Annotated in this window: 12 protein-coding genes and 1 pseudogene; 7 read left to right on the forward strand and 6 right to left on the reverse strand. The window is 61.4% G+C overall.

Annotated elements, in window-relative coordinates; genetic code table 11:
* Positions 1 to 26 precede the first annotated feature (26 nt).
* The 4 genes and pseudogenes from mscK to CAF76_RS29105 all read right to left on the reverse strand — a co-directional run.
* A complete protein-coding gene (gene mscK, locus CAF76_RS18740; protein WP_085648038.1) occupies positions 27 to 3,380 on the reverse strand; it encodes a mechanosensitive channel MscK in 3,354 nt (1,117 codons plus the stop codon).
* A 34-nt stretch (positions 3,381 to 3,414) separates the two neighbouring features.
* Complete coding sequence (locus CAF76_RS18745; protein ID WP_085648039.1) at positions 3,415 to 5,157, reverse strand: potassium/proton antiporter; 1,743 nt, start codon at positions 5,155 to 5,157, stop codon at positions 3,415 to 3,417.
* Between the two features lie 344 nt (positions 5,158 to 5,501).
* On the reverse strand, positions 5,502 to 6,374 hold the full coding sequence (locus tag CAF76_RS29100; protein WP_371857897.1) for a methyl-accepting chemotaxis protein: 873 nt from the start codon (positions 6,372 to 6,374) through the stop codon (positions 5,502 to 5,504).
* Positions 6,357 to 7,235 (reverse strand): annotated as a pseudogene (locus CAF76_RS29105) (MCP four helix bundle domain-containing protein); the annotation flags it as partial. The pseudogene CAF76_RS29105 and the gene CAF76_RS29100, both read right to left, overlap by 18 nt.
* A gap of 171 nt (positions 7,236 to 7,406) precedes the next feature.
* On the opposite strand from CAF76_RS29105, the gene CAF76_RS18760 reads away from it, so the two are divergent.
* The 3 genes from CAF76_RS18760 (at position 7,407) to CAF76_RS18770 (ending at position 9,973) form a co-directional block, all read left to right on the forward strand.
* Entirely contained in the window at positions 7,407 to 7,637 is a 231-nt protein-coding gene (locus CAF76_RS18760; protein ID WP_064592964.1) for a hypothetical protein, read from the forward strand.
* Complete coding sequence (locus tag CAF76_RS18765; protein WP_064592966.1) at positions 7,634 to 7,936, forward strand: cell division protein ZapA; 303 nt, start codon at positions 7,634 to 7,636, stop codon at positions 7,934 to 7,936. Before CAF76_RS18760 ends, CAF76_RS18765 begins: the two co-directional genes overlap by 4 nt.
* Positions 7,937 to 8,035: 99 nt before the next feature.
* The gene (locus CAF76_RS18770; RefSeq protein ID WP_085648042.1) at positions 8,036 to 9,973 is read left to right on the forward strand and encodes a methyl-accepting chemotaxis protein; all 1,938 of its coding nucleotides are present in this window, start codon (positions 8,036 to 8,038) and stop codon (positions 9,971 to 9,973) included.
* A 221-nt stretch (positions 9,974 to 10,194) separates the two neighbouring features.
* On the opposite strand, the gene CAF76_RS18775 is transcribed toward CAF76_RS18770, so the two are convergent.
* Positions 10,195 to 11,997, reverse strand: a complete 1,803-nt coding sequence (locus CAF76_RS18775; RefSeq protein WP_085648043.1) for an acyl-CoA dehydrogenase — start codon at positions 11,995 to 11,997, stop codon at positions 10,195 to 10,197.
* A 143-nt stretch (positions 11,998 to 12,140) separates the two neighbouring features.
* Positions 12,141 to 16,094 (reverse strand): trifunctional transcriptional regulator/proline dehydrogenase/L-glutamate gamma-semialdehyde dehydrogenase, encoded by a 3,954-nt coding sequence (gene putA / locus CAF76_RS18780; RefSeq protein ID WP_064592972.1) that lies wholly within the window; start codon positions 16,092 to 16,094, stop codon positions 12,141 to 12,143.
* A gap of 456 nt (positions 16,095 to 16,550) precedes the next feature.
* Between putA and putP the strand changes: the two genes are divergently transcribed.
* From putP to CAF76_RS18800, 4 genes are all read left to right on the forward strand, one after another.
* The gene (gene putP / locus CAF76_RS18785; protein ID WP_064592974.1) at positions 16,551 to 18,035 is read left to right on the forward strand and encodes a sodium/proline symporter PutP; all 1,485 of its coding nucleotides are present in this window, start codon (positions 16,551 to 16,553) and stop codon (positions 18,033 to 18,035) included.
* A gap of 352 nt (positions 18,036 to 18,387) precedes the next feature.
* The gene (locus tag CAF76_RS18790) at positions 18,388 to 20,403 is read left to right on the forward strand and encodes a type VI secretion system tip protein VgrG (RefSeq protein WP_085648044.1); all 2,016 of its coding nucleotides are present in this window, start codon (positions 18,388 to 18,390) and stop codon (positions 20,401 to 20,403) included.
* Positions 20,348 to 21,100, forward strand: a complete 753-nt coding sequence (locus tag CAF76_RS18795) for a DUF4123 domain-containing protein (RefSeq protein WP_143491821.1) — start codon at positions 20,348 to 20,350, stop codon at positions 21,098 to 21,100. Before CAF76_RS18790 ends, CAF76_RS18795 begins: the two co-directional genes overlap by 56 nt.
* Before the next feature lie 319 nt (positions 21,101 to 21,419).
* On the forward strand, positions 21,420 to 21,737 hold the full coding sequence (locus tag CAF76_RS18800) for a hypothetical protein (RefSeq protein ID WP_085648046.1): 318 nt from the start codon (positions 21,420 to 21,422) through the stop codon (positions 21,735 to 21,737).
* Positions 21,738 to 21,843 lie beyond the last annotated feature (106 nt).

A 21,843-nucleotide genomic window follows, 5' to 3' on the forward strand; every position in this document is an offset into this window, starting at 1 on the left:
CGAGCATTCTGCTGGGATTAGCCGGGTTAGTCGAGTTTGGCAGGCGGCGGTTCCTGCAACGGTTTCTGGTCGTCGCTGACCGGCACGATGGTTTTGGTTTCCGGCTCGATCGGCACCATCTTGTATTCCTGGCCGTGAAGGTTCTTCAGGTAAACCTCCATCTGGCGGAACGAGATGTTGATGTGCTGCTTCTTGAACTCACGGTTGATGAAGCGGTTGACCTCGTCGAGTACCGGGTTGCGGTCGCCGAGATCACGCACATGCATGCGCAGTTCGTGGTCCAGGGTGCTTTCGCCGAAATTGAGGAAGTACACATGCGGCTCGGGTTCCTTGAGCACGCGCGGGTTTTCCCGGGCGGCCTTGAGCAGCAGTTCCTTGACCAGATCCAGATCCGAACCGTAATCCACGCCCAGTTTCAAGGTCACCCGGGTGATGGTGTCGGTCAGCGACCAGTTGATCAGTTGCCCGGTGATGAACGTCTTGTTCGGGACAATGATGTCCTTGCGGTCGAAGTCGGTGATGGTCGTGGCGCGGATGCGGATCTTGCTCACCGTGCCCGACAGGTTGCCGATGGTGATGGTGTCGCCGATCCGCACCGGGCGTTCGAACAGGATCATGATGCCGGAGATGAAGTTCGCGAAGATCTCCTGCATACCGAAACCGAGGCCCACCGACAGCGCCGCCACCAGCCATTGCAACTTGTCCCAGCTCACGCCGAGGGTCGACAGGGTCGAGACGAAACCGACCCCGGCGATCACGTACGACAGCAGCGTCGTGGTCGCGTACGCACTGCCCTGGGCCAGATTGAGTTTCGACAGTACGAACACTTCAAGCAGGCCCGGCAAGTTGCGGGCGAGGGCAAAGGTGATGCCGATGATGATCAGCGCGCCGAGCATGTCGCCGATGCTGATCGGCACCATGCTCATATTGGCGCCGGTGCCGCTGGTGTATTCGTAGAGGGTGATGTTGTCGAGGTACGAGAACACCGTAATCAGGTCGGCCCACACCCAGTACAGCGCGGCGATGAAGCCGCCGAGCAGTGCCAGACGGATCAGGCGCAGGGACTGTTCGTTGACCTTTTCGATGTCCAGGGTCGGCTCTTCGATCACCGCTTCGCCGTCGCCGGCTTCTTTCGCGGCCTGACGTTTGGCCAGGGCGCGCTGGTAGGCCAGACGGCGTGCCGCGACCGCGAGGCCACGGACGAAGGTCGCTTCGATCACCAGCCAGAACATCAGCAGGTACAGAGTGTTGATCAAGCGGTCGCTGAGCTTCAGCGCGGTGTAGTAGTAGCCGAAGCACACGGCGACGAACAGCGCGATGGGCAGAAGGGTAAACATCACGCCCACGGCCTTGCGGAACAGCGAGGCGTTTTCGTGGGTCGGGCTGCTGATCAGCAGGCGGCTGAGCAGCCACGCCATCAGCGCATAGCAGGTCAGCACCACCGGCATGCCCAGCACATCGTCGGCCAGTGCCGCCGGTTGCAGTTCGGCAACCGCCACCACCGCCACCAACGCCATGACCACCAGTCCGAGGCGACGGACCCAGCCTTGCAGGAATTCGACCTGCGGCTTTTCCCAGCGGAAGTGCAATTCGGCCACGCCACCCGGCGCGAGGATCCGGTAAGCGGTGTAGAACACCAGCCACGCCTGGGCCATTTGCAGCAGCGCCGCGCCCATGTTCGCGTTCTGCCCACGGGCGTCGATCTGCAACGCCAGCCCGCACAGGGCCAGGCCCAGCGCCACCGGCATCGCCAGCAGAATATTGATCAGGATCGCCTGCGGCGTGTGCCACTGACTGTCACGCTTGAAGTGGCCGATGTCCTGGTGAACCTTGTTCAAGCGCGAATACAACTGCTTGCGGCGCCACAGCAGCGCGCCGATCAGCAGCGCCAGCGGCAGGAACAACAGCGGTCGCTGGGTCAGGCCGTCGGTCAGTTCGCTGAGGCTCGAGGCCAGCGGCAAGGTGTCGACCTGACGCTTCAGGCGCTCCGGCACGCCGCGCATCCATTCGGTGTCCAGCGGCTTGTTGCTGGGAATCCAGAACATTTGCTCGTCGAGAGTTGCGCGCAGGCTTTGCGCGGTGCTCAGCAGTTGTTTCTGGTTCAGTTGCAGGGTGATCGACTCGTTGAGCATCGCGCTCAGTTCGCGACTCAACCGTTCCAACAGATCAACGCGGGTGTTGGCCAGCTCCAGCAGGCTCTTGCGCAGTTGTGGCGTGACTTGCTCCGGCGGCTGGGTGGACAGCAGGTTGTCGACGTACGTCGCCGGATTGCTCAGTTGTTCGCGCTGTTGGTTGATTTCGAACTGGTACAGGCGAATGTCGGCGATCTGGTCCGCCAGATCGCGGTCGACCTTGAGGCGCGGCAGCGCTTGCTTCTGCTTATAGAGAATCTTCGACAGCAGCAGGCTGCCCTTGAGCACGTTGATCTGCTCGTCGAGGGCCGAGTCGCTCTGGGTCACGCTGTCCAGTTGCTGCTTGGTCTGCAGGTTCTGCTGGGTGAGTTCGTTGAGACGGTCGGTGCTTTTGAGCAGGTAGTCGGAGAGCTTGAGGTTGGCCGCGCTTTCCGTGGCGAGCAGGGCGCTGCTGCCGGACTTTTGGGCCTCGATCGACTGCTGCGTCACGGTTTCCTGCGACAGGGTCAGACGTTTCTGGTTGATCAGGGTTTGCAGTTCCTGGATCTCGCGATCCAGACGGTCGGACTTTTCCGAGAGCAGGTCATGCTGACTGTTGCCCAGATCCTGCAACTGGTTGTTGCCGGCCAGTTCCTGACGGCGCAGCGGGATCAGCGCGTTCAGGGCGGCCAGCTCGGCGTTGAGCAGGTCGCGCTGCTCGGCGCTGACGGTTTTGCCGGCGTCCTTGCCGGTCTTGAGGATGTTGTTGATCTGCTGGATGCGCGTCTGGCTGCTGGAAATCTCGGCCTGGGCACGCTCGGGACGGGTCTGGGCGGTGATGATCAGGCTGTTGGCGTCGGCCAGGGCCTTTTGCAGATCGCTTTGCTGGGTCGAGCGCTCGGTGAGCATCTGCTCCAGCTGCTGGATGTTTTCCTTGGGGAAGCGCTGTGCTACCGGTACCACGGCGCTGGCCTTGAGGCGGGTCAGTTCGCGAGAATTCTCGATGGTCTGCTTCGGCGCAGTGGCCAACTGCTGCTTGAGGTCGATCAGCTTCTGCTCGTAATCACGCCGGTTGTTGAGCTGGTTCAGCGTGTTTTGCAGGACCGTCTGCAGGGCCTTCTTGTCGGCCTCGGGCAGTTTGCTGTCGGTGAGCTTGTCCAGGCTGGCCTGCACGGCGTCGCTGGACGGTGGTTCGGCGGCTTGCAGCGGGCCGACGGAAAGACTCAGGCCCAGCAGGGCCGCGAGGAAAAAGGAGCGCAGGGTAGGCATAGAGACCGGTCAAGCAAGTGAGAGTGGACGCAGTTTAGAGGAAGAGTCCGGGGCCCGGGCGACTTCCTTCGGGGAATCTGACGCCCACTTTGGCGATCTTGTTCCCGTCCATGACCGCAACCGTCCAGTGGGTGTTGTTCCATTCCACCTGGTCGCCAACAATCGGTGCACCACCGACTTTCTGGGCAATGAAGTGGCCCAGGGTCATGTCCGGATCGATGCCTTCGGCGGGCAGGCCGTACAGGGCGGCAACCGCTTTGAGCTGGGCGTCTCCTTCGAGCACGAAGTCGCCGAAGAAGCGCAGATCGAGGCCCCGTTGCGGCGCCTGGCTGAACAGTTTTCCGAGGGCCGGAAGGTTGTGTTCATGGCCGATAACACACAGCAAATCATCGACTTCCAGCACCGTACTACCCGACGGATGGAGCAGTTGCTGACCGCGAAACAGGGCGGCGATACGGGTGCCTTCGGGCATTTTCAGTTCGCGCAGGGGCGAACCGATGCACCATTTTTCCGCGCCGAGCTTGTAAACGAACAGCTCCCACTCGCTGGTGACGTGCACTTCGAGGGCGGCGCGGGAGATCGGCGCCGGCTCCGGCGGTACGGTCACCTTGAGCAGCTTGGCCACCCACGGCAGGCTCGTGCCCTGCACCAGCAGCGACACCAGCACGATAAAGAAGGCGAGGTTGAAATACAGCTGCGCATTCGGCAGCCCGGCCATCAGCGGGAACACCGCCAGAATGATCGGTACCGCGCCACGCAGGCCGACCCAGGAAATGAAGGCTTTCTCGCGACCGTGGAAGGCCTTGAAGGGCAACAGCCCGACCAGCACCGACAGCGGCCGAGCGAACAGAATCATCCACAGCGCCAGACCCAGCGCCGGCAGGGCGATCGGCAGCAGATCATGCGGCGTGACCAGCAGCCCCAGCACCAGGAACATGCCGATCTGCGCCAGCCACGCCATGCCGTCGAGCATGTGCAGGATGCCGTGACGGCTGCGCACCGGGCGGTTGCCGATCACCAGACCGCACAGGTACACGGCGAGGAAGCCGCTGCCGTGCAGGGCGTTGGTCAGGGCGAACACCACCAGACCGCCGGCGATCACCAGAATCGGATACAGACCGGCGGCGAGATTGATCCGGTTGACCAGTTGCAGCATCAGCCAGCCACCGCCCAGACCGATCACACCGCCAATGCCGAACTCGCGGATCAGGTGGGTCAACAGGCTCCAGTGCAGGCCGGTCTGGCCGCTGGCGAGCATGTCGATCAGGGTCACGGTGAGGAACACCGCCATCGGGTCGTTGCTGCCGGATTCGATTTCCAGGCTGGCGGTCACCCGCTCGTTCAGGCCCTTGCCGCCGAGCAGCGAGAACACCGCGGCGGCGTCCGTGGAACCGACGATGGCGCCGATCAGCAGGCCTTGAATCAGATTGAGATCAAACAGCCAGGCAGCGGCCATGCCGGTGAGGCCGGTGGTGATAAGAACGCCGACCGTGGCCAGCGACAAGGCCGGCCACAACGCCACGCGGAAACTGGACACCCGGGTGCGCAAGCCGCCGTCGAGCAGGATCACTGCCAGCGCGAGGTTGCCGACCAGATAGGCCGTCGGGTAGTTATCGAAAATGATGCCGCCGCCATCGACCCCGGCAGCCATGCCGACCGCGAGGATGATCACCAGAATCGGGATGCCGAGACGGGAAGACAGGGAGCTGACAAGAATACTTGCGCCTACCAGCAACGCGCCGATCAAGAACAGGCTGTTGATGGTCGTCGCATTCAAAGGCAGTACTCCAGAAGCGGAAAGACGGGCACAAACTGACCATGCAGTCTGCGTGCCAGCGATTCTAACCTGTTGAAATGTGATGCTGTCAAAAAGCTTTTTGCGGCGGAGTCATTAGCGGTTGTGCCTGGCTTCAGACCGCTGCCCTCACCCTAACCCTCTCCCGGAGGGAGAGGGGACTGATCGCGGCGTTTATGCGAGTTGCACCGACTTGCAATTGCGAGTCGAACTCACGATCTGAAAAGCCCCCGATCTGCTCCCTTTCCCCCTCGCCCCCTTTAGGGGGAGAGGGCTGGGCGGGCGGCGTTCCGATGAGGGGGTAGCTTTTGATCTTGATCTCAAAATTACAGGCTGAACCGCCCAACCATATTGTTCAGATCCAGCGCCAATCGCGACAGCTCATTACTCGCCGCACTGGTCTGATTCGCGCCGGTCGCCGACTGCACCGACAGATCGCGGATGTTCACCAGGTTGCGATCCACTTCCCGCGCCACCTGCGCCTGCTCTTCGGCGGCGCTGGCGATCACCAGATTGCGCTCGTTGATTTCGACGATGGCGTTGTTGATGGTGTCCAGCGACAGGCCGGCACCACGGGCGATGTTCAGGGTAGACTCGGCGCGCTCGGTGCTGTTGCGCATCGAGTCCACGGCGTGTTCGGTGCCGCTCTGGATGCTGCCGATCATGCGCTCGATTTCGCTGGTCGACTGCTGGGTGCGGTGCGCCAGGGCACGGACTTCATCGGCCACCACGGCAAAACCACGGCCGGCTTCACCGGCACGGGCCGCTTCAATCGCAGCGTTGAGTGCCAGCAGGTTGGTCTGGTCGGCCAGGCCTCGGATCACGTCCAGCACCTTGCCGATGTCACGGGATTCGTTCGCCAGATCGCCGATCAGGGTCGCGGTGCTCTGCACGTCGGCGCTCATGCGCTCGATGGCGCTGACGGTTTCCTGCACCAGATCACGACCGTCGCCGGCAGAGGTGGTGGCGTTCTTCGAGGCTTCCGACGTGCTGACCGCGTTGCGCGCGACTTCTTCAACAGCGCTGGTCATCTCGTTGACCGCGGTGGCGGCCTGTTCGATTTCGTTGTTCTGCTGGGTCAGGCCACGGGCGCTTTCGTCGGTGACGCTGTTCAGCTCTTCGGCGGCGGAGGCCAGTTGGGTGGCCGAGCCGGAAATCCGTTGCAGGGTGTCGCGCAGCTTCGATTGCATCTTGGCCATGGCCGCCAGCAGGCGTCCGGCTTCGTCGGTGCCGTCAACGTGGATCGGCTGGGTCAGGTTGCCCTCGGCGATGGTTTCCGCGGCATCCAGCGCCTTGGCGATCGGCTTGGTGATGCTGCTGGTCAACAGCCAGGCGAACAGCAAGGTCAGGCCGGTGGCAATCACCAACAGGGTCACCACCAGATTGAACGACATCGAATACTGATCAGTGGCGCCCTGATTGGTCTCGGCGATCTGTTGGGTGTTGATCTCCAGCAAACGCGCGAGGGCGGTATTCACCGCTTCGGAGTTGGCGAGCAAATCGGTGTTGAGCATCTGTCGCAATTCGTCGACCTGATTGTTGCGCGACAGGGTTTTCATGCGGTCTTCGAGTTGACGGTATTGCGCCAGCAACTGCACGTACTGATCGTAAGCCGCGCGTTCTTGTGGGCCATCGATCAGCGGCTCGTAGGCGCGTTGCGCGTCGGCGATCTGCCGGTTGCGCAAATCGAACAGTTCGATGGTTTTTTGCTGGACGTCTGGCTCTCGGTTGATCAGCAACCGATACGACAGCACGCGCAGGCGCAGGGTCAACTGGGTGAATTCGTCGAGGGCCTTGATCGAAGGCACGCTGGCGGTGGCAATGTCTTCGCCTGCTGCGCGGATCTTGCTCATCTGATTCAGGGCGAACACGCCGAGAATCAGCATCAGGCCGCCGATCAGGGCGAAACCGGTGAACGCCCGGGGGGCGATGTTCATATTGCGAAGGGACATGGAGGCGGATACCAGGGAAGGGCCGCATCCGTGCGGGCTGAGACTGCTGTTGGGTGACTTATCGGTCATACGACTAAAGTCTTGAGGCGGTGTGCGTATTTGTCGCATGGGGCGTCGGGCGACGAAGTGCAGGAACCAGATCGGCAGATGACAGTCTCTAACACTCGCAAGAACGGTCGGCCGCCAGGAAAATCAAGGCCTTGCGCCGGTTTAACCCTGGCGTCAATGACGACTTTTCTTTATCGTACGCGCCCTTTGAAAAAGCCCTGGAAGATCAAAATGTTGGAAGCATCCCTCAGCCAATTGGAACAGCTCGTCAGCGACCTGGTGCAACAAAACCAGACCCTGTCGCAAACCAACCAGACCCTGTCCACGGAACTGGCCCAGGCCAAGGATGAAAACGAAAGCCTGCAACTGAGCCTGATGGAACAGGAAGAAAAGCACGGCGCCACCGCCGCGCGCATCCAGGCCCTGGTTGATCGCGTCAACGCAGGTCCTGTCAGCGCATGAACCATGGCACAGCAGGGGTAAAAGTCATCTCCATCATGGGGGAGGACTATTCGATCAAGGCACCGGCCGGGGAAGAACAGACCCTGCTGGACGCTGCGTTGATGCTCAAGGCCGCACTGGCCGACACCAAGAAGAAATACCCGACCCTGATCGGTGACCGCCTGCTGGTGCTGGCGGCGATGAATCTGTGCTCGCAGCAGATTGAAATGAAGAAGCAGCATCAGGAAGAACTCGAGCGTTACCAAGAGCAAGTCAGCGCCACGGTCGAGACCATCGCCAAGACCATCAATCAGGGTTGATGGGTTGCGCACAACCAAAGAATAAGATTGTCGATTGCGCTGTATACAATCGGCACGGCTGTTGCAGTGTTTCAGCCTCTTATTCTTTGGGGGTGCTCCATGCAGTTCTGGCGTCGCAGTATTCAATGGCAGCTGATCCTCGGTATGGGCACCGCCCTGCTGGTCAGCATTCTGATCGTGGTTGGCATTTATACCCTGGTGGTCAACCGCCTCGCCCAGAGCTATCTGGTCGAACAGGCGCTGCCATCGAGCATCGAAGCGACGCGCAACGACATCGAACGAATCCTCGTTCAACCCCTCACCGCCGCCAAAGACATCGCCAGCAACACCATGGTCCGCGACTGGTTGGCCAATGGTGAAGACTCCGGTAAAACGGCAGGCTTCGCGCAGTATCTGGAAGGTATCCGCGCCGAACACAAGGCGTTTACCGCGCTGATCATCGGCACCGAATCCAATCACTACATCACCGAGAAAGGCCTGGATCGCACCCTGAGTCGCGACAAACCGGCCGATGCGTGGTTCTACTCCTTCCTCGACAGCAATCAGCCGCGAACCCTGAACATCGACAACGACGGGGCCACCGGAGAGTTGGCGCTGTTCATCGATTTGAAGGTGGAGCAGGCCGGCAAAGTGGTCGGCGTCGCGGGACTCGGGTTGAGCATGAAAGAGCTGTCGGAGCTGATCCACAACTTCAGCTTCGGGGAGCGCGGCAAGGTCTATCTCGTGCGTTCCGACGGCTTGATCCAGGTCCATCCCGAAGCACAGTTCAGCGGCAAGCGCACCTTGAGCGAGCAGATCGGCGAATCTGCAGCACAAGCGGTCATGGGCCATAAAGCGGCGAGCAACAGCAACTTCCAGCGCGACGGCGAAGATTTCCTCGCCTTCAGCCTGCCTTTGCGCGACCTCGGCTGGACCCTGGTGGCCGAAGTGCCACAGTCGCAGATCTACGCCGAAGCCCGCCGGGCGATGTGGATGAGCAGCGGCATCGGTCTGGCGGTGGCGCTGGTTTGCCTGGCGCTGGTGATCTGGCTGGCCCAGGGGTTGGTGCGACCGATTCGTCAGGTAACAGCGGCGCTGGTAGCAATCGGTAGCGGTGGTGGAGATTTGACCCATCGGTTAGATTCCAGCCGCGCCGATGAACTGGGCGACCTTGCGCGGGGCTTCAACCGTTTCCTCGACAGCCAGCGCGGGATGATCGGCGAAGTGCTGACCACCAGCGAGCGTCTGCGTGTCGCGGTCGGCCAGGTGGCCAGGGTTGTGGATAACACCGCCGAACGCTCCGGTCGCCAGCAGGAAATGACCGACATGGTCGCCACTGCCGTCCACGAAATGGGCCTGACCGTGCAGGAGATCGCGCAGAACGCCGGCAACGCCGCGCTCGCCTCGCAAACCGCCCGCGATGAAGCGATGCAGGCGCGGGAAGTGGTCGGCGGTTCGATTCGCCATATAGAAAGCATGTCCGATGAAATTGGCGTCGCGGCCGGCGCGGTGGGTGAGTTGGCGCATCAGGTGGCGTCGATTGACCAGGTGCTGGCGGTGATTCGCGGGGTGTCGGAGCAGACCAATCTGTTGGCGCTGAACGCGGCGATTGAAGCGGCGCGGGCCGGGGACATGGGGCGTGGTTTTGCGGTGGTGGCCGATGAAGTGCGAACTTTGGCGCGCCGGACTCAGGCGTCTACCGACGAAATTCAGCAGATGATCGGCAGCCTCAAACAGGGTGCGGAGAATGCGGTGTCGTCGATGCGCACCGGGCAGGCTGCGACGGGTACTGGAGTCGAATCGAGCCAGCGTACCGGGGCGTCTTTGACTGCGATCACCGGGCAGGTCGAGCGCATCAGCGACATGAACCATCAGGTGGCGACGGCGACCGAGGAACAGTCGGCGGTGACCGAGGAGATCAACCGCAACGTGCAGGGCATTTCCGATCTGGCCCGGGCGACGGCGGGGGAGGTCCGCGCCTGTCGTGAGGATTGTCAGATGTTGCAGAAGCTGGCGGATGATCTGGCGCGGCAGATGGGTGGGTTCAAGTTGAGTTGAGTTAAGTGCCAAGATCCAAAGAGCCCCTCACCCTAGCCCTCTCCCAAAGGGAGAGGGGACCGATTGGGGGATGCTCTGGAGATGCGTCGACCTGAAAGTGCTTTGCCGAATCCATAATCAACTCGGTTTTTCAGGTCGATGTACGGCGCAAGACACTTCGGTCGGCCCCCTCTCCCTCCGGGCGGTCCGACGTTTCGGGAGGGCTGGGGTGAGGGCCGGCTTTAGAACCACGCATCCTGCATCCCCAGACACGTATCATCCCGCGCCTCCAGCAACGCCAGCTCATGCTGGCACCCCGGCACTTCCCACGTCAGGAAATACCGCGCCGCCTGCAACTTGCCCTGATAGAAGTCGGCGTCCGCCGCGTTCCCCTTGGCCAACCCTTCCTCGGCGCGAATCGCCTGCTCCAGCCAGCGCCAGCCAATCACCGCGTGCCCGAACACCTTCAGGTACAGCGCCGAATTCGCCAGACTGCTGTTGACCTTGCCCTGAGCCAGGTCGGTCAGCAGACCGATGGTCACCGTCTGTAGGCGCGCCACCAGTTTCTCCAGTGGCTCACGCAGTGCGGTCAACGATTCGTACGCCACCGCGCGCTCGGCGGTGTCGGCAATCAGGCGAATCAGCTGCTTGAGCCCGGCGCCACCGTTCTGCGCCAGTTTGCGTCCCAGCAAGTCCAGCGACTGAATGCCGTGGGTGCCTTCGTGGATCGGGTTCAGGCGGTTGTCGCGGTAGTACTGCTCCACCGGGTACTCGCGGGTGTAACCGTGGCCGCCGAGAATCTGGATCGCCAGTTCGTTGGCCTTGAGGCAGAACTCGGAGGGCCAGGATTTGACGATCGGTGTCAGCAAATCCAGCAGTTCATGGGCCTGTTTGCGCTCGGCCTCGGTTTCCAGCGTAGTGGTGTCATCGAACAGCCGCGCCGCGTACAGACCGAGATCGAAAGCACCTTCTACGTAGGATTTCTGCGTCAGCAGCATGCGTCTGACATCCGCGTGCTGAATGATCGCTACCGGCGCCGTCGTCGGATCCTTGCTGTCCGGCACTCGGCCTTGCGGGCGTTCGCGGGCGTATTCCAGTGAATACAGGTAACCGGCGTAACCGAGCATCACCGCGCCCATGCCGACCCCGATCCGCGCCTCGTTCATCATCTGGAACATGTAGCTCAAGCCGTGATGCGGCTTGCCCACCAGATAACCGACGCACTCGCCGTTATCGCCGAAGTTCAGCGCCGTTGACGTGGTGCCGCGCCAGCCCATCTTGTGGAACAGCCCGGCCAGCAGCACGTCATTGCGTTTGCCTAGGCTGCCGTCATCGTTGACCAGAAACTTGGGCACGATAAACAGCGAAATGCCCTTCACCCCGGCCGGTGCGTCCGGCAGCTTGGCCAGCACCATGTGCACGATGTTTTCCGAGAGCGGGTGATCACCGCCGGAGATGAAGATCTTGTTGCCCTTGAGGCGATAAGTGCCGTCGGACGAAGGCTCGGCGCGGGTACGAATATCCGACAGCGACGAGCCGGCGTGGGGCTCGGTCAGGGCCATGGTGCCGAAGAAGCGGCCGTCGATCATCGGTTGCAGGAAGCGTTGCTTCTGCTCTTCGGTGCCGAAGCTTTCGATCAGGTTGGCCGCGCCCATGGTCAGGAACGGATAGGAAGTCGACGCCGCGTTGGCCGATTGGAAGTGGGCGAAGCAGGCCTGGGACAACAATGTAGGAAGTTGCATGCCGCCGGCGTCGAAACTGCGCGCCGCGTTGAGGAATCCGGCTTCGAGGAACGCATCCACCGCCGGTTTCACCTCGGGAATCAGAATCGCCTGACCGTTCTCATAGCGCGGTTCGTTCTCGTCGCCCTTGCGGTTGTGCGGCGCGAAGTACTTTTCAGCGATGTTGCGCGCTGTACCGATGGCGGCATCGAAGGTTTCGCGATTGTGCTCGGCAAACCGCTCGCGCCGGGTCAGGCCCTCGGCATCGAGGACTTCGTACAGCTCGAAAGCCAGATTGCGGGAACTGAGCAGCGTCTCGGACATGGCGGCCTACCTTTTTTTGGAATGAACCGAGTCTAGGCGTGCGAATAAAGGCTGAACAGGAAGATTGATAACGGTGATGGAGAGGCCAAAAAAATGGGCGCCGGTGAGGGCGCCCATTTTTATGTTGCTGACAGAGTTGCTGATTAACCGATGGTCATCAGGCTGGCGTTACCGCCCGCCGCCGCGGTGTTGACGCTCAACGCGCGCTCGATCACCAGACGCTCCAGCGCAATGTTGGTCTCGCCCTGGGACAGGCCCTGAACCCCGACGATGGCGCCGGGACGCTTGGCGATCTGCTGGCAGACCGCACGCAACTGGTCGGAATGGCCGTGATGCAGAACCGCATCGAACACCACGTCGTCCTTGTTCCAGTCGGAAACCAGTTTGATCCGCGCCTGAATCTCCTTCGGCAGGCGTGCGAACAATGCCTTGCTGGTGTCGGATTCCGGCCAGACTGCCGAACCGCCTACCGCCAGTACTGCAGCGAGCTGGGTCAGCAGATCACCTTCGATGTCCGCCAGGCACAGCACGTGTTCGCGTGGCAGGATGGCGTAGCTGTTCTTCTCGCCGGTCGGGCCGGCCAGTACGCGGGTGATGCCGCTTTGCGACTGGGCTGCGTACTGCACGCACAGAGTGCTCAGATCGGCGAACTTGTTGCTGTCGGCCCATGCTTTCAGGGCGGTCAGCGGTTTGCTCATGGCATCGCGCAAACGAACGTCCGGCGCCACGGCAGCATCACCGCGAGCGAAGGATTGTTCGATGGCATCGGTAGGACGCGTCGACAACAGACGGTACAGGTACAGCGGGCCACCGGCTTTCGGACCCGTACCCGACAGGCCTTCGCCACCGAACGGCTGGACGCCGACCACCGCACCGACGATGTTGCGGTTGACGTAGACGTTACCGGCGTTGACGTTGTCGATCACCTTGGCGATGGTCTCGTCGATGCGGGTGTGCACGCCGAGGGTCAGGCCGTAACCGGAGGCGTTGATCTGGGCGATCAACTGGTCGATCTCTTTACGCTTGTAGCGCACCACGTGCAGCACCGGGCCGAAGATCTCGCGTTGCAGCTCGTCGAAGCTTTCCAGCTCGATCAGGGTCGGCATGACGAAGGTGCCGCGTTTGACTTCCTCGGTATCGGCGATGGCCACCTGGTACACGTTGCGACCTTTGTCGCGCATGCCCTGGATGTGCTTCTCGATACCGGCCTTGGCTTCGGCGTCGATCACTGGGCCGATGTCCACGGACAGGCGCTCCGGGTTGCCGAGACGGCTTTCAGCCATCGCACCTTTAAGCATTTCGATGACGCGATCTGCGGAATCTTCCTGCAAGCACAGGACGCGCAGGGCCGAGCAACGCTGGCCGGCGCTGTCGAAGGCCGACGACACCACGTCGATCACCACCTGTTCGGTCAGTGCCGAAGAGTCGACGATCATCGCGTTCTGGCCGCCAGTTTCGGCGATCAGCGGAATCGGACGGCCCTGGTTGTCGAGGCGACCGGCGATGTTGCGTTGCAGCAGACGGGCGACTTCGGTGGAGCCGGTGAACATCACGCCTTTGACGCGCTCATCGCCAACCAGACCGGCGCCGACGGTTTCACCGCGACCCGGCAGCAGTTGCAGCACGCCTTCCGGAATCCCGGCTTCGAGCAGCAGACGCACAGCTTGTGCGGCGACCAGCGGAGTCTGTTCGGCCGGTTTGGCCAGCACCGGGTTACCGGCGGCCAGTGCGGCGGCAACCTGACCGCTGAAGATCGCCAGCGGGAAGTTCCACGGGCTGATGCAGACCACCGGGCCCAGTGGGCGGTGGGCGTCGTTGCTGAAATCGTTGCGTGCCTGCACCGCGTAATAACGCAGGAAGTCGACCGCTTCGCGGACTTCGGCGATGGCGTTGGCGAAGGTCTTGCCGGCCTCGCGGGCCAGCAGGCCCATCAGCGGCTGGATCTCGCCTTCCATCAAGTCAGCGGCACGTTCCAGAATCGCGGCACGTTCGGCCGGCGGGGTGGCCTGCCAGATCGGTGCGGCGTTCAGGGCGCATTGAATGGCGTTGTCGACGTCTTCGACCGTGGCTTCCTGCACATGGCCGACCACGTCACGCAGATCGGACGGGTTCAGCACCGGTGCCGGCGCTTCGTTGCTGGAGGCGCAACCGAGCATCGGCGCGGCTTTCCAGTTGTTGTGCGCAGTCGCCAGCAGGGCGCAGGACAGCGACGCCAGACGATGTTCGTTGGCCATGTCGATGCCGGCGGAGTTGGCGCGCTCGGAACCATACAGGTCACGCGGCAACGGAATGCGCGGGTGCGGCAGGCCGAAACCACCTTCCACGGTCGCCATCTGCTCGATCTGTGCAACTGGATCAGCCACCAGTTCCTGGATCGAAATCGACTGGTCGGCAATGCGGTTGACGAACGAAGTGTTGGCGCCGTTTTCCAGCAGACGACGTACGAGGTACGCCAGCAGGGTTTCGTGGGTGCCGACCGGAGCGTACACACGGCACGGACGGTTCAGCTTGCCTTCGGAAACCTTGCCTACAACCTGCTCGTACAACGGTTCGCCCATGCCGTGCAGGCACTGGAATTCGTACTGGCCCGGGTAATAGTTCTGACCGGCAATGTGATAAATCGCCGACAGCGTGTGGGCGTTATGCGTGGCAAATTGCGGATAAATAACTTCCGGCACCGACAGCAGTTTGCGCGCGCAGGCGATGTAGGAAACGTCGGTGTACACCTTGCGGGTGTAGACCGGATAGCCTTCCAGGCCTTCGACCTGGGCGCGCTTGATTTCGCTGTCCCAGTAAGCGCCTTTCACCAGACGGATCATCAGGCGATGACGGCTGCGGCGAGCGAGGTCGATCACGTAGTCGATCACGTACGGGCAGCGCTTCTGGTAAGCCTGGATCACGAAACCGATGCCGTTCCAGCCGGTCAGTTGCGGCTCGAAGCACAGGCGCTCGAGCAGATCCAGCGACAGCTCCAGGCGGTCGGCTTCTTCGGCGTCGATGTTCAGGCCGATGTCGTATTGCTTGGCCAGCAGGGTCAGCGACAGCAGGCGCGGGTACAGCTCGTCCATCACGCGCTCGTACTGGGCACGGCTATAACGCGGGTGCAGGGCCGACAGTTTGATCGAGATGCCCGGGCCTTCATAAATCCCACGGCCGTGGGACGCTTTGCCGATCGAGTGAATGGCTTGTTCGTACGAGGCCAGGTACTTCTGGGCGTCATGTTCGGTCAGCGCCGCTTCACCGAGCATGTCGTAGGAATAACGGAAGCCCTTGGCTTCGAACTTGCTCGCATTGGCCAGGGCTTCGGCGATGGTTTCGCCGGTGACGAACTGCTCGCCCATCAGGCGCATGGCCATGTCGACGCCCTTGCGGATCATCGGCTCGCCGCTCTTGCCGATGATGCGGCTCAGGGACGAAGTCAGGCCGGCTTCGTTGTGAGTGGAAACCAGTTTGCCGGTCAGCAGCAGACCCCAGGTCGCCGCGTTGACGAACAGCGACGGGCTGTTGCCCAAGTGCGGCTGCCAGTTGCCGGTGCTGATCTTGTCGCGGATCAGCGCATCGCGAGTGCCTTTGTCCGGGATCCGCAGCAGCGCTTCGGCCAGGCACATCAGCGCCACGCCTTCCTGAGACGACAGGGAAAATTCCTGCAACAGGCCCTGAACAATGCCTGCACGACCGCCGGCACTCTTCTGGTTACGCAGTTTTTCCGCGATGGTTGCGGCGAGTTTGTTGGTAGCTTCGGCCATCGGCGCCGGCAGGCGCGCCTGCTCGATCAGCATCGGCACCACTTCCGGCTCGGGGCGACGGTAAGCGGCGGTGATCGAGGCGCGCAGCACCGATTGCGGCAGGATGCTTTCAGCAAATTCGAGGAAGCATTGGTGCGCGTGATCGGTGTGGACTTCACCTGCGTCGTCGGTGTCCTTGGCGGACAAACCGTTCAGCTCGGTCAGGGTTGCACCACCCTCGAGTTTTTCCAGGTAATTGAAAATTGCCTGCTTGATCAGCCAGTGCGGTGTGCGATCAATCGAGGTCGCGGCGGCCTTCAGGCGCTCGCGGGTCGGGTCGTCAAGTTTGACCCCAAGGGTGGTGGTAGCCATATTTTTATCCTCATAGGTGCCGCAGTTGCGCGACAACAGCTGGCGGCAAGATTAGCCGCGAGCCGAAACAGGTGCAACCGGGTGCAACCCTTTTTTGTCGGAATATTCTGCAGCTCGTCAGGAAATAATTTCTGGTACGAAAGTACTGCTCTTGCTTGGTGCTTTTGCTTCTAGAAAAGCGTTGTCACTGCGTTAAAAGGGAGCAAAAAGCCACTTCCGTAGGATAAATCCGACTGGGTGCAACTAATTCTCAAGAAACTGGTTGCACCTGTTTTGCTTTGTTGCATAGGATTCGCGCCCAAGGTGCAACCGGTGAAACCCGACGCACCGGCCAATGGCTTTCCTGGGGAAACATTGGTCATAAATGCGCGGCCGTGCGAATCGTCTGTCAGACGTCAGTCTGCAAACGGTGCAACCGCCGCCGCTACATAAAAACAAAGCCAGGGCACGTACGTAATGAGCGCAAGCAATCCAACCCTGATCACGTTCGTGATCTACATCGCAGCAATGGTGCTGATCGGCTTCATGGCCTATCGCTCCACCAACAACCTTTCTGACTACATTCTGGGTGGCCGCAGCCTGGGCAGCGTGGTGACGGCATTGTCCGCCGGCGCTTCCGACATGAGCGGCTGGTTGCTGATGGGCCTGCCGGGCGCCATCTACATGTCCGGCCTGTCCGAAAGCTGGATCGCCATCGGCCTGATCGTCGGTGCCTACCTGAACTGGCTGTTCGTCGCCGGCCGTCTGCGTGTTCAAACCGAGCACAACGGCGATGCGCTGACCCTGCCGGACTACTTCTCCAGCCGTTTCGAAGACAAAAGCGGTCTGCTGCGCATCATTTCGGCGGTGGTGATTCTGGTGTTCTTCACCATTTATTGCGCTTCCGGCATCGTGGCCGGTGCCCGCCTGTTCGAAAGCACCTTCGGTATGTCCTACGAGACCGCGCTGTGGGCCGGTGCTGCGGCGACGATTGCCTACACCTTCGTCGGCGGTTTCCTCGCGGTGAGCTGGACTGACACCGTACAAGCCACCCTGATGATCTTCGCCCTGCTGCTGACGCCGATCATCGTGCTGCTGGCTACCGGCGGCGTCGACACCACGTTCCTGGCCATCGAAGCACAGGACCCGAGCAACTTCGACATGCTCAAAGGCACCACTTTCATCGGCATCATCTCGCTGATGGGCTGGGGTCTGGGCTACTTCGGCCAGCCGCACATCCTGGCGCGCTTCATGGCCGCTGATTCGGTGAAATCGATTGCCAACGCCCGTCGCATCTCCATGACCTGGATGATCCTGTGCCTGGGCGGCACCGTGGCCGTGGGCTTCTTCGGTATCGCCTACTTCTCGGCGCACCCGGAAGTCGCGGGTCCAGTGACCGAGAACCACGAGCGTGTGTTCATCGAACTGGCGAAGCTGCTGTTCAACCCGTGGATCGCCGGTGTGCTGCTGTCGGCCATTCTGGCTGCCGTGATGAGCACCCTGAGCTGCCAGTTGCTGGTGTGCTCGAGCGCCCTGACCGAAGACTTCTACAAGGCTTTCCTGCGTAAATCCGCTTCGCAAGTCGAGCTGGTCTGGGTCGGTCGCGCCATGGTGCTGCTGGTTGCACTGATCGCCATCGCGATGGCCGCCAACCCGGACAACCGCGTGCTGGGCCTGGTGTCCTACGCCTGGGCCGGTTTCGGTGCAGCGTTCGGTCCTGTGGTGCTGATCTCGGTGATCTGGAAGAAGATGACCCGTGACGGCGCACTGGCCGGCATCCTGGTCGGCGCGATCACCGTGATCGTATGGAAGCATTTCGAACTGCTGGGCCTGTACGAAATCATCCCGGGCTTCATCTTCGCCAGCCTGGCGATCTACCTGGTCAGCCTGATGGGCCAGCCGAGCGCCGGTATGGTTCAGCGCTTTGAAGCGGCCGAGAAGGACTTCCATCTGAACAAGTGATGGGAATGAGCTGAGGCTCAAAAGAAAACGGCCCGCGTCCTACAGGAAGCGGGCCGTTTTTTATTGCCTGCGATTTATCGGATTCACCCGAGCCACCTGTGGGAGCGAGCCTGCTCGCGATAGCGTCGAGTCAGTCACCATCAATTTTGAATGTTCAATCGCTATCGCGAGCAGGCTCGCTCCCACAGCGTTTGGTGATATTTCTGAAAGAAATGTCTGTAGTCGAATGCGCCAGTTCTTGAAGGGGAGATCGAAGTTTCAAGTAGGGGAAATCTGATTTTTCAGTCACCCAACCTGCACCCCTTGCCCCTCATGCAGAATCGCCCGCCCTCAATCTGCAGAGAGACATCGGATGTTCGCGCCTGCCAATCAACCGCGTTTCACGTTGAGCGTCGAAGGCGCCCAGTTTGACCTCAAAGTCCTTGAGTTCACGGGCAAGGAAGCCATCAGCCAACCCTTCCGCTTTGACCTGGAGCTGGTCAGTGAACGGCCGGATCTGGATCTGGAAAACCTGCTGCACTGTCAGGCTTTTCTGAGTTTTGATGAAGACGGTTCCGGTATCCACGGTCAGATCTATCGGGTTGGGCAGGGGGATTCCGGCAAGCGTCTGACCCGCTATCACGTCAGTCTTGTTCCGCGTCTGGCCTATCTGGGTCACCGGATCAATCAGCGAATTTTCCAGCATCAGAGCGTGCCGCAGATCGTGACGCAGATCCTCAAGGATCACGCGATCCTGCGCGATGCCTTTGAGTTTCGCCTCGGCAGTGATTACCCGGCGCGTGAATATTGCGTGCAGTACGCCGAGAGCGATCTGGCGTTCATCCAGCGGCTGTGTGCCGAAGTTGGCATTCATTTCCATTTTCAGCACAGTCCCGATGGGCATCTACTCGTGTTCGGCGACGATCAAACGGTATTCCCCCGTCTGGCCGAGCCGACGCTGTACCTGCCGGGCAGTGGCATGGCTGCGGCGGCGCCGGCGATCAAGCGCTTCACCGTTCGAGTGGAAACCCGCACCAGTGTGGTCACCCGGCGTGATTACGACTTCACCAAACCCCGGCTGGCGCTGCAAAGTCGCGCCGAAAGCGAGCAGCGCCCGGTGCTGGAGGATTACCACTTTCCCGGCCAGTTCACCGAGCGCGAAACCGGCAAGCAACTGGCCCAGCGCACCCTTGAGCGGCATGTCGCCGACTATCGTCAGGCCGAGGGCCGCAGCGATCAATCCGCTCTCGTCAGTGGACATTTCCTGCAACTGACCGAGCATCCGCGCCAGGATCTGAATGACCTCTGGCTGCTGACTGCGATCGAGCACCGTGGCCGACAGCCGCAAGTGCTGGAGGAATCGGTCACCAGCGAGGGTGACGAATTCCAGGGTTACCGTAATACCTTTCTCGCCACGCCGTGGGACGTGTTCTTCCGCCCGCCGATGGGCCCGGAAAAACCACGGATGCTCGGCTATCAACCCGCCGTGGTCACCGGCCCGCAAGACAGTGAAATCCATTGCGACGAGTACGGCCGGGTCAAGGTGCAACTGGCCTGGGATCGCGACGGCGAACTCAACGAGCATTCCAGCTGCTGGCTGCGGGTCGCCAGCGGCTGGGCCCATGACCGTTATGGCAGCGTGCTGATACCGCGGGTCGGCATGGAAGTGCTGGTGGGGTTCATCGATTCCGACGCCGACAAACCGCTGGTCATGGGTTGCCTGCCGAACGCAGCGACGCCGGTGCCGCTGGATCTGCCGGCCGACAAGACCCGCAGTATTTTCCGCAGCCAGAGTAGTCCCGGCGGCGGGGGCTATAACGAATTACGCATCGAGGATCGCAAAGGCGCCGAGGAAATCTACCTGCGGGCCCAGCGAAACTGGACCCAGCACGTATTGAACGATCAGCAGGTGCAAGTGGATAACCAGCGCAGCGTTGTCGTCACCGGTCTCGCCAAACACGAGCTGAAAGCCGATGAGCAGCGCATCACCCACGGCCAGCGCCAGACCGAGGTGAGGCAGGACGACCATCTCACGGTGACCGGCGACCGGCACATCCGTGTGAGCAATCAGGCGATCAACGCCAGTGCTCAATTCCACGTCAGCGCCGGCCAGCAAGTGGTGATCGACGGCGGGGCGAGCGCGACGATTCAGGCGGGCGGGCAGTGGATCAACATCGGCCCGGGCGGGATCTTCAGCAGCGTGCCGATTGTGGTGGGTGGTGCGCCGATGGCGACGATGAGTGCGGCGCCGACGGTGCCGGGGTTGCCGGAAAAACTGGCGGCAGCCCCGGCTGCGATTCTGACTGCTGCGCAAATCATGAGCCTGAAAGGTGATGCGCCCTTCTGTGAAGAATGCGAGCGCTGCAAGGACGGTGTCTGTGCAGCCTGATCAATGGTTGAAGGATCAGCCGCTGAAACCCTCGGAGCAGTTGTTCGCGGTTTTCAGCAGCTCGAGTGCGGTAGAACCGCTGAAATCCTGGCCGCTGAAAGCGCAGATGCCGAAACCAGTCTGGGCGGAAACGATCTATGCCGAGTGGGATGCGGTGATGCCCTACGTGGGAATCGTCGACGCGGGCAGTGAGTTTCTGGATTGGGTGGCGACCACGGAGTCTAGCGACTGGGGTTGGCTGGCGGTTTCTTCGGCGGGGCTTGAGGTGGTGGCCGAGCACTTTCGCAGTTTGACTCAGGTGCTGATGCCGGACGGGAAAGCGGTGTTCTTCCGGTTCTGGGATGGGCGGTTTTTGTTGCCGATCCTTGAGTCGTCCGAGGTGGATGCCGGGCAATTGCTGCCGGTTCTCACGCGAGGCTTTATCAACGGTCAGGCCGTCGAAATCGGGGGCAGGGCGCAGGTCTCGGGTCGGGAGTTTCCTTGGTGGCAGGTGCCGGAAAAGCTGCTGGCGCAGTTCGGCGATGATGCCCGGATCAACAACGCCTTGCAGTGGTTGAGCGAGGAGCAGCCGGCGTTGTTCGAGGCGTTTCCCGCCGATGTCTTGCGCTGCAAGGTTGTCAGGTTTTTTGCGGTTTCAGCGTCGGACGAATCGTCGGCTTCGGCATTGCTGGACTACTTGCGGTACGAGTCAGAGTGAAATTTCCGGGCAAAGGCTTCGGACGTTTCCTGCGAGTTGCGGCGGTTTGCGTGAACTGGTGGGCGCGGAGATGCGGGGATAGTCTTTTGGCTGTCACCGCAAATTCGGTGACAGGGCGTGGAAGCCCTTTTATCGTTAGGCGCGTCAAGCTGCACCAGTCAGACGTTTTTGTCGTTTGAGTTTTTGGTGGCTGTGCGCGGGGCGCTTTCGAGTGCGCCGGGTGCCTAACGTCCCGGTCTTCCACACCTGCGTACAGCCGCCACCTAATGCGTGGAAGTGAGAGTTGGCGGCACCACCCAATACGTTAGGAGTCATTCCAGTGCCAACATTGAAACCCGATCCACCCTACGAACCCTTCATCCCCCATCCCGACAACCGCCTCATGGCGCTGACCAGTAACTGCAACGACATGCCCACGCTGTTCATCGACACCCACGCCCCGCTCGATGTCCTGATGGACGCCGCCAACTACCGCATCCGCGCCGTGATTCAGGTCCTGGAAAACATGTGCATGCGCGGCTCGGTCGAGTGCGACTCGGTCGTCCTCAGCGACTTCGCCCAACTCTGCGTGATTCCGCTGCGTGACGGCTGTGATGTCTTGGATGTGATTGGCCGCAGGTTGCGTGACCGGCCTTAGATCCCATCCCCTCACCCTAGCCCTCTCCCCGAGGGAGAGGGGACCGACCAAGGTGAATAGGTGACGTACGCCGACCTGCAACTTCGGTGGTGAACTTGGCTTGGCC

This window comes from Pseudomonas sp. B40(2017), from assembly GCF_002112855.1.
Taxonomy (GTDB): Bacteria; Pseudomonadota; Gammaproteobacteria; order Pseudomonadales; family Pseudomonadaceae; genus Aquipseudomonas; species Aquipseudomonas pharyngis.

Coding starts and splice junctions, on each gene's coding strand:
- mscK (WP_085648038.1), bottom strand. CDS start 3,380: ATGCCTACCCTGCGCTCCTTTTTCCTCGCGGCCCTGCTGGGCCTGAGT.
- CAF76_RS29100 (WP_371857897.1), bottom strand. CDS start 6,374: ATGGCCAAGATGCAATCGAAGCTGCGCGACACCCTGCAACGGATTTCC.
- CAF76_RS18760 (WP_064592964.1), top strand. CDS start 7,407: ATGTTGGAAGCATCCCTCAGCCAATTGGAACAGCTCGTCAGCGACCTG.
- CAF76_RS18765 (WP_064592966.1), top strand. CDS start 7,634: ATGAACCATGGCACAGCAGGGGTAAAAGTCATCTCCATCATGGGGGAG.
- CAF76_RS18770 (WP_085648042.1), top strand. CDS start 8,036: ATGCAGTTCTGGCGTCGCAGTATTCAATGGCAGCTGATCCTCGGTATG.
- CAF76_RS18775 (WP_085648043.1), bottom strand. CDS start 11,997: ATGTCCGAGACGCTGCTCAGTTCCCGCAATCTGGCTTTCGAGCTGTAC.
- putA (WP_064592972.1), bottom strand. CDS start 16,094: ATGGCTACCACCACCCTTGGGGTCAAACTTGACGACCCGACCCGCGAG.
- putP (WP_064592974.1), top strand. CDS start 16,551: ATGAGCGCAAGCAATCCAACCCTGATCACGTTCGTGATCTACATCGCA.
- CAF76_RS18790 (WP_085648044.1), top strand. CDS start 18,388: ATGTTCGCGCCTGCCAATCAACCGCGTTTCACGTTGAGCGTCGAAGGC.
- CAF76_RS18795 (WP_143491821.1), top strand. CDS start 20,348: ATGCGCCCTTCTGTGAAGAATGCGAGCGCTGCAAGGACGGTGTCTGTG.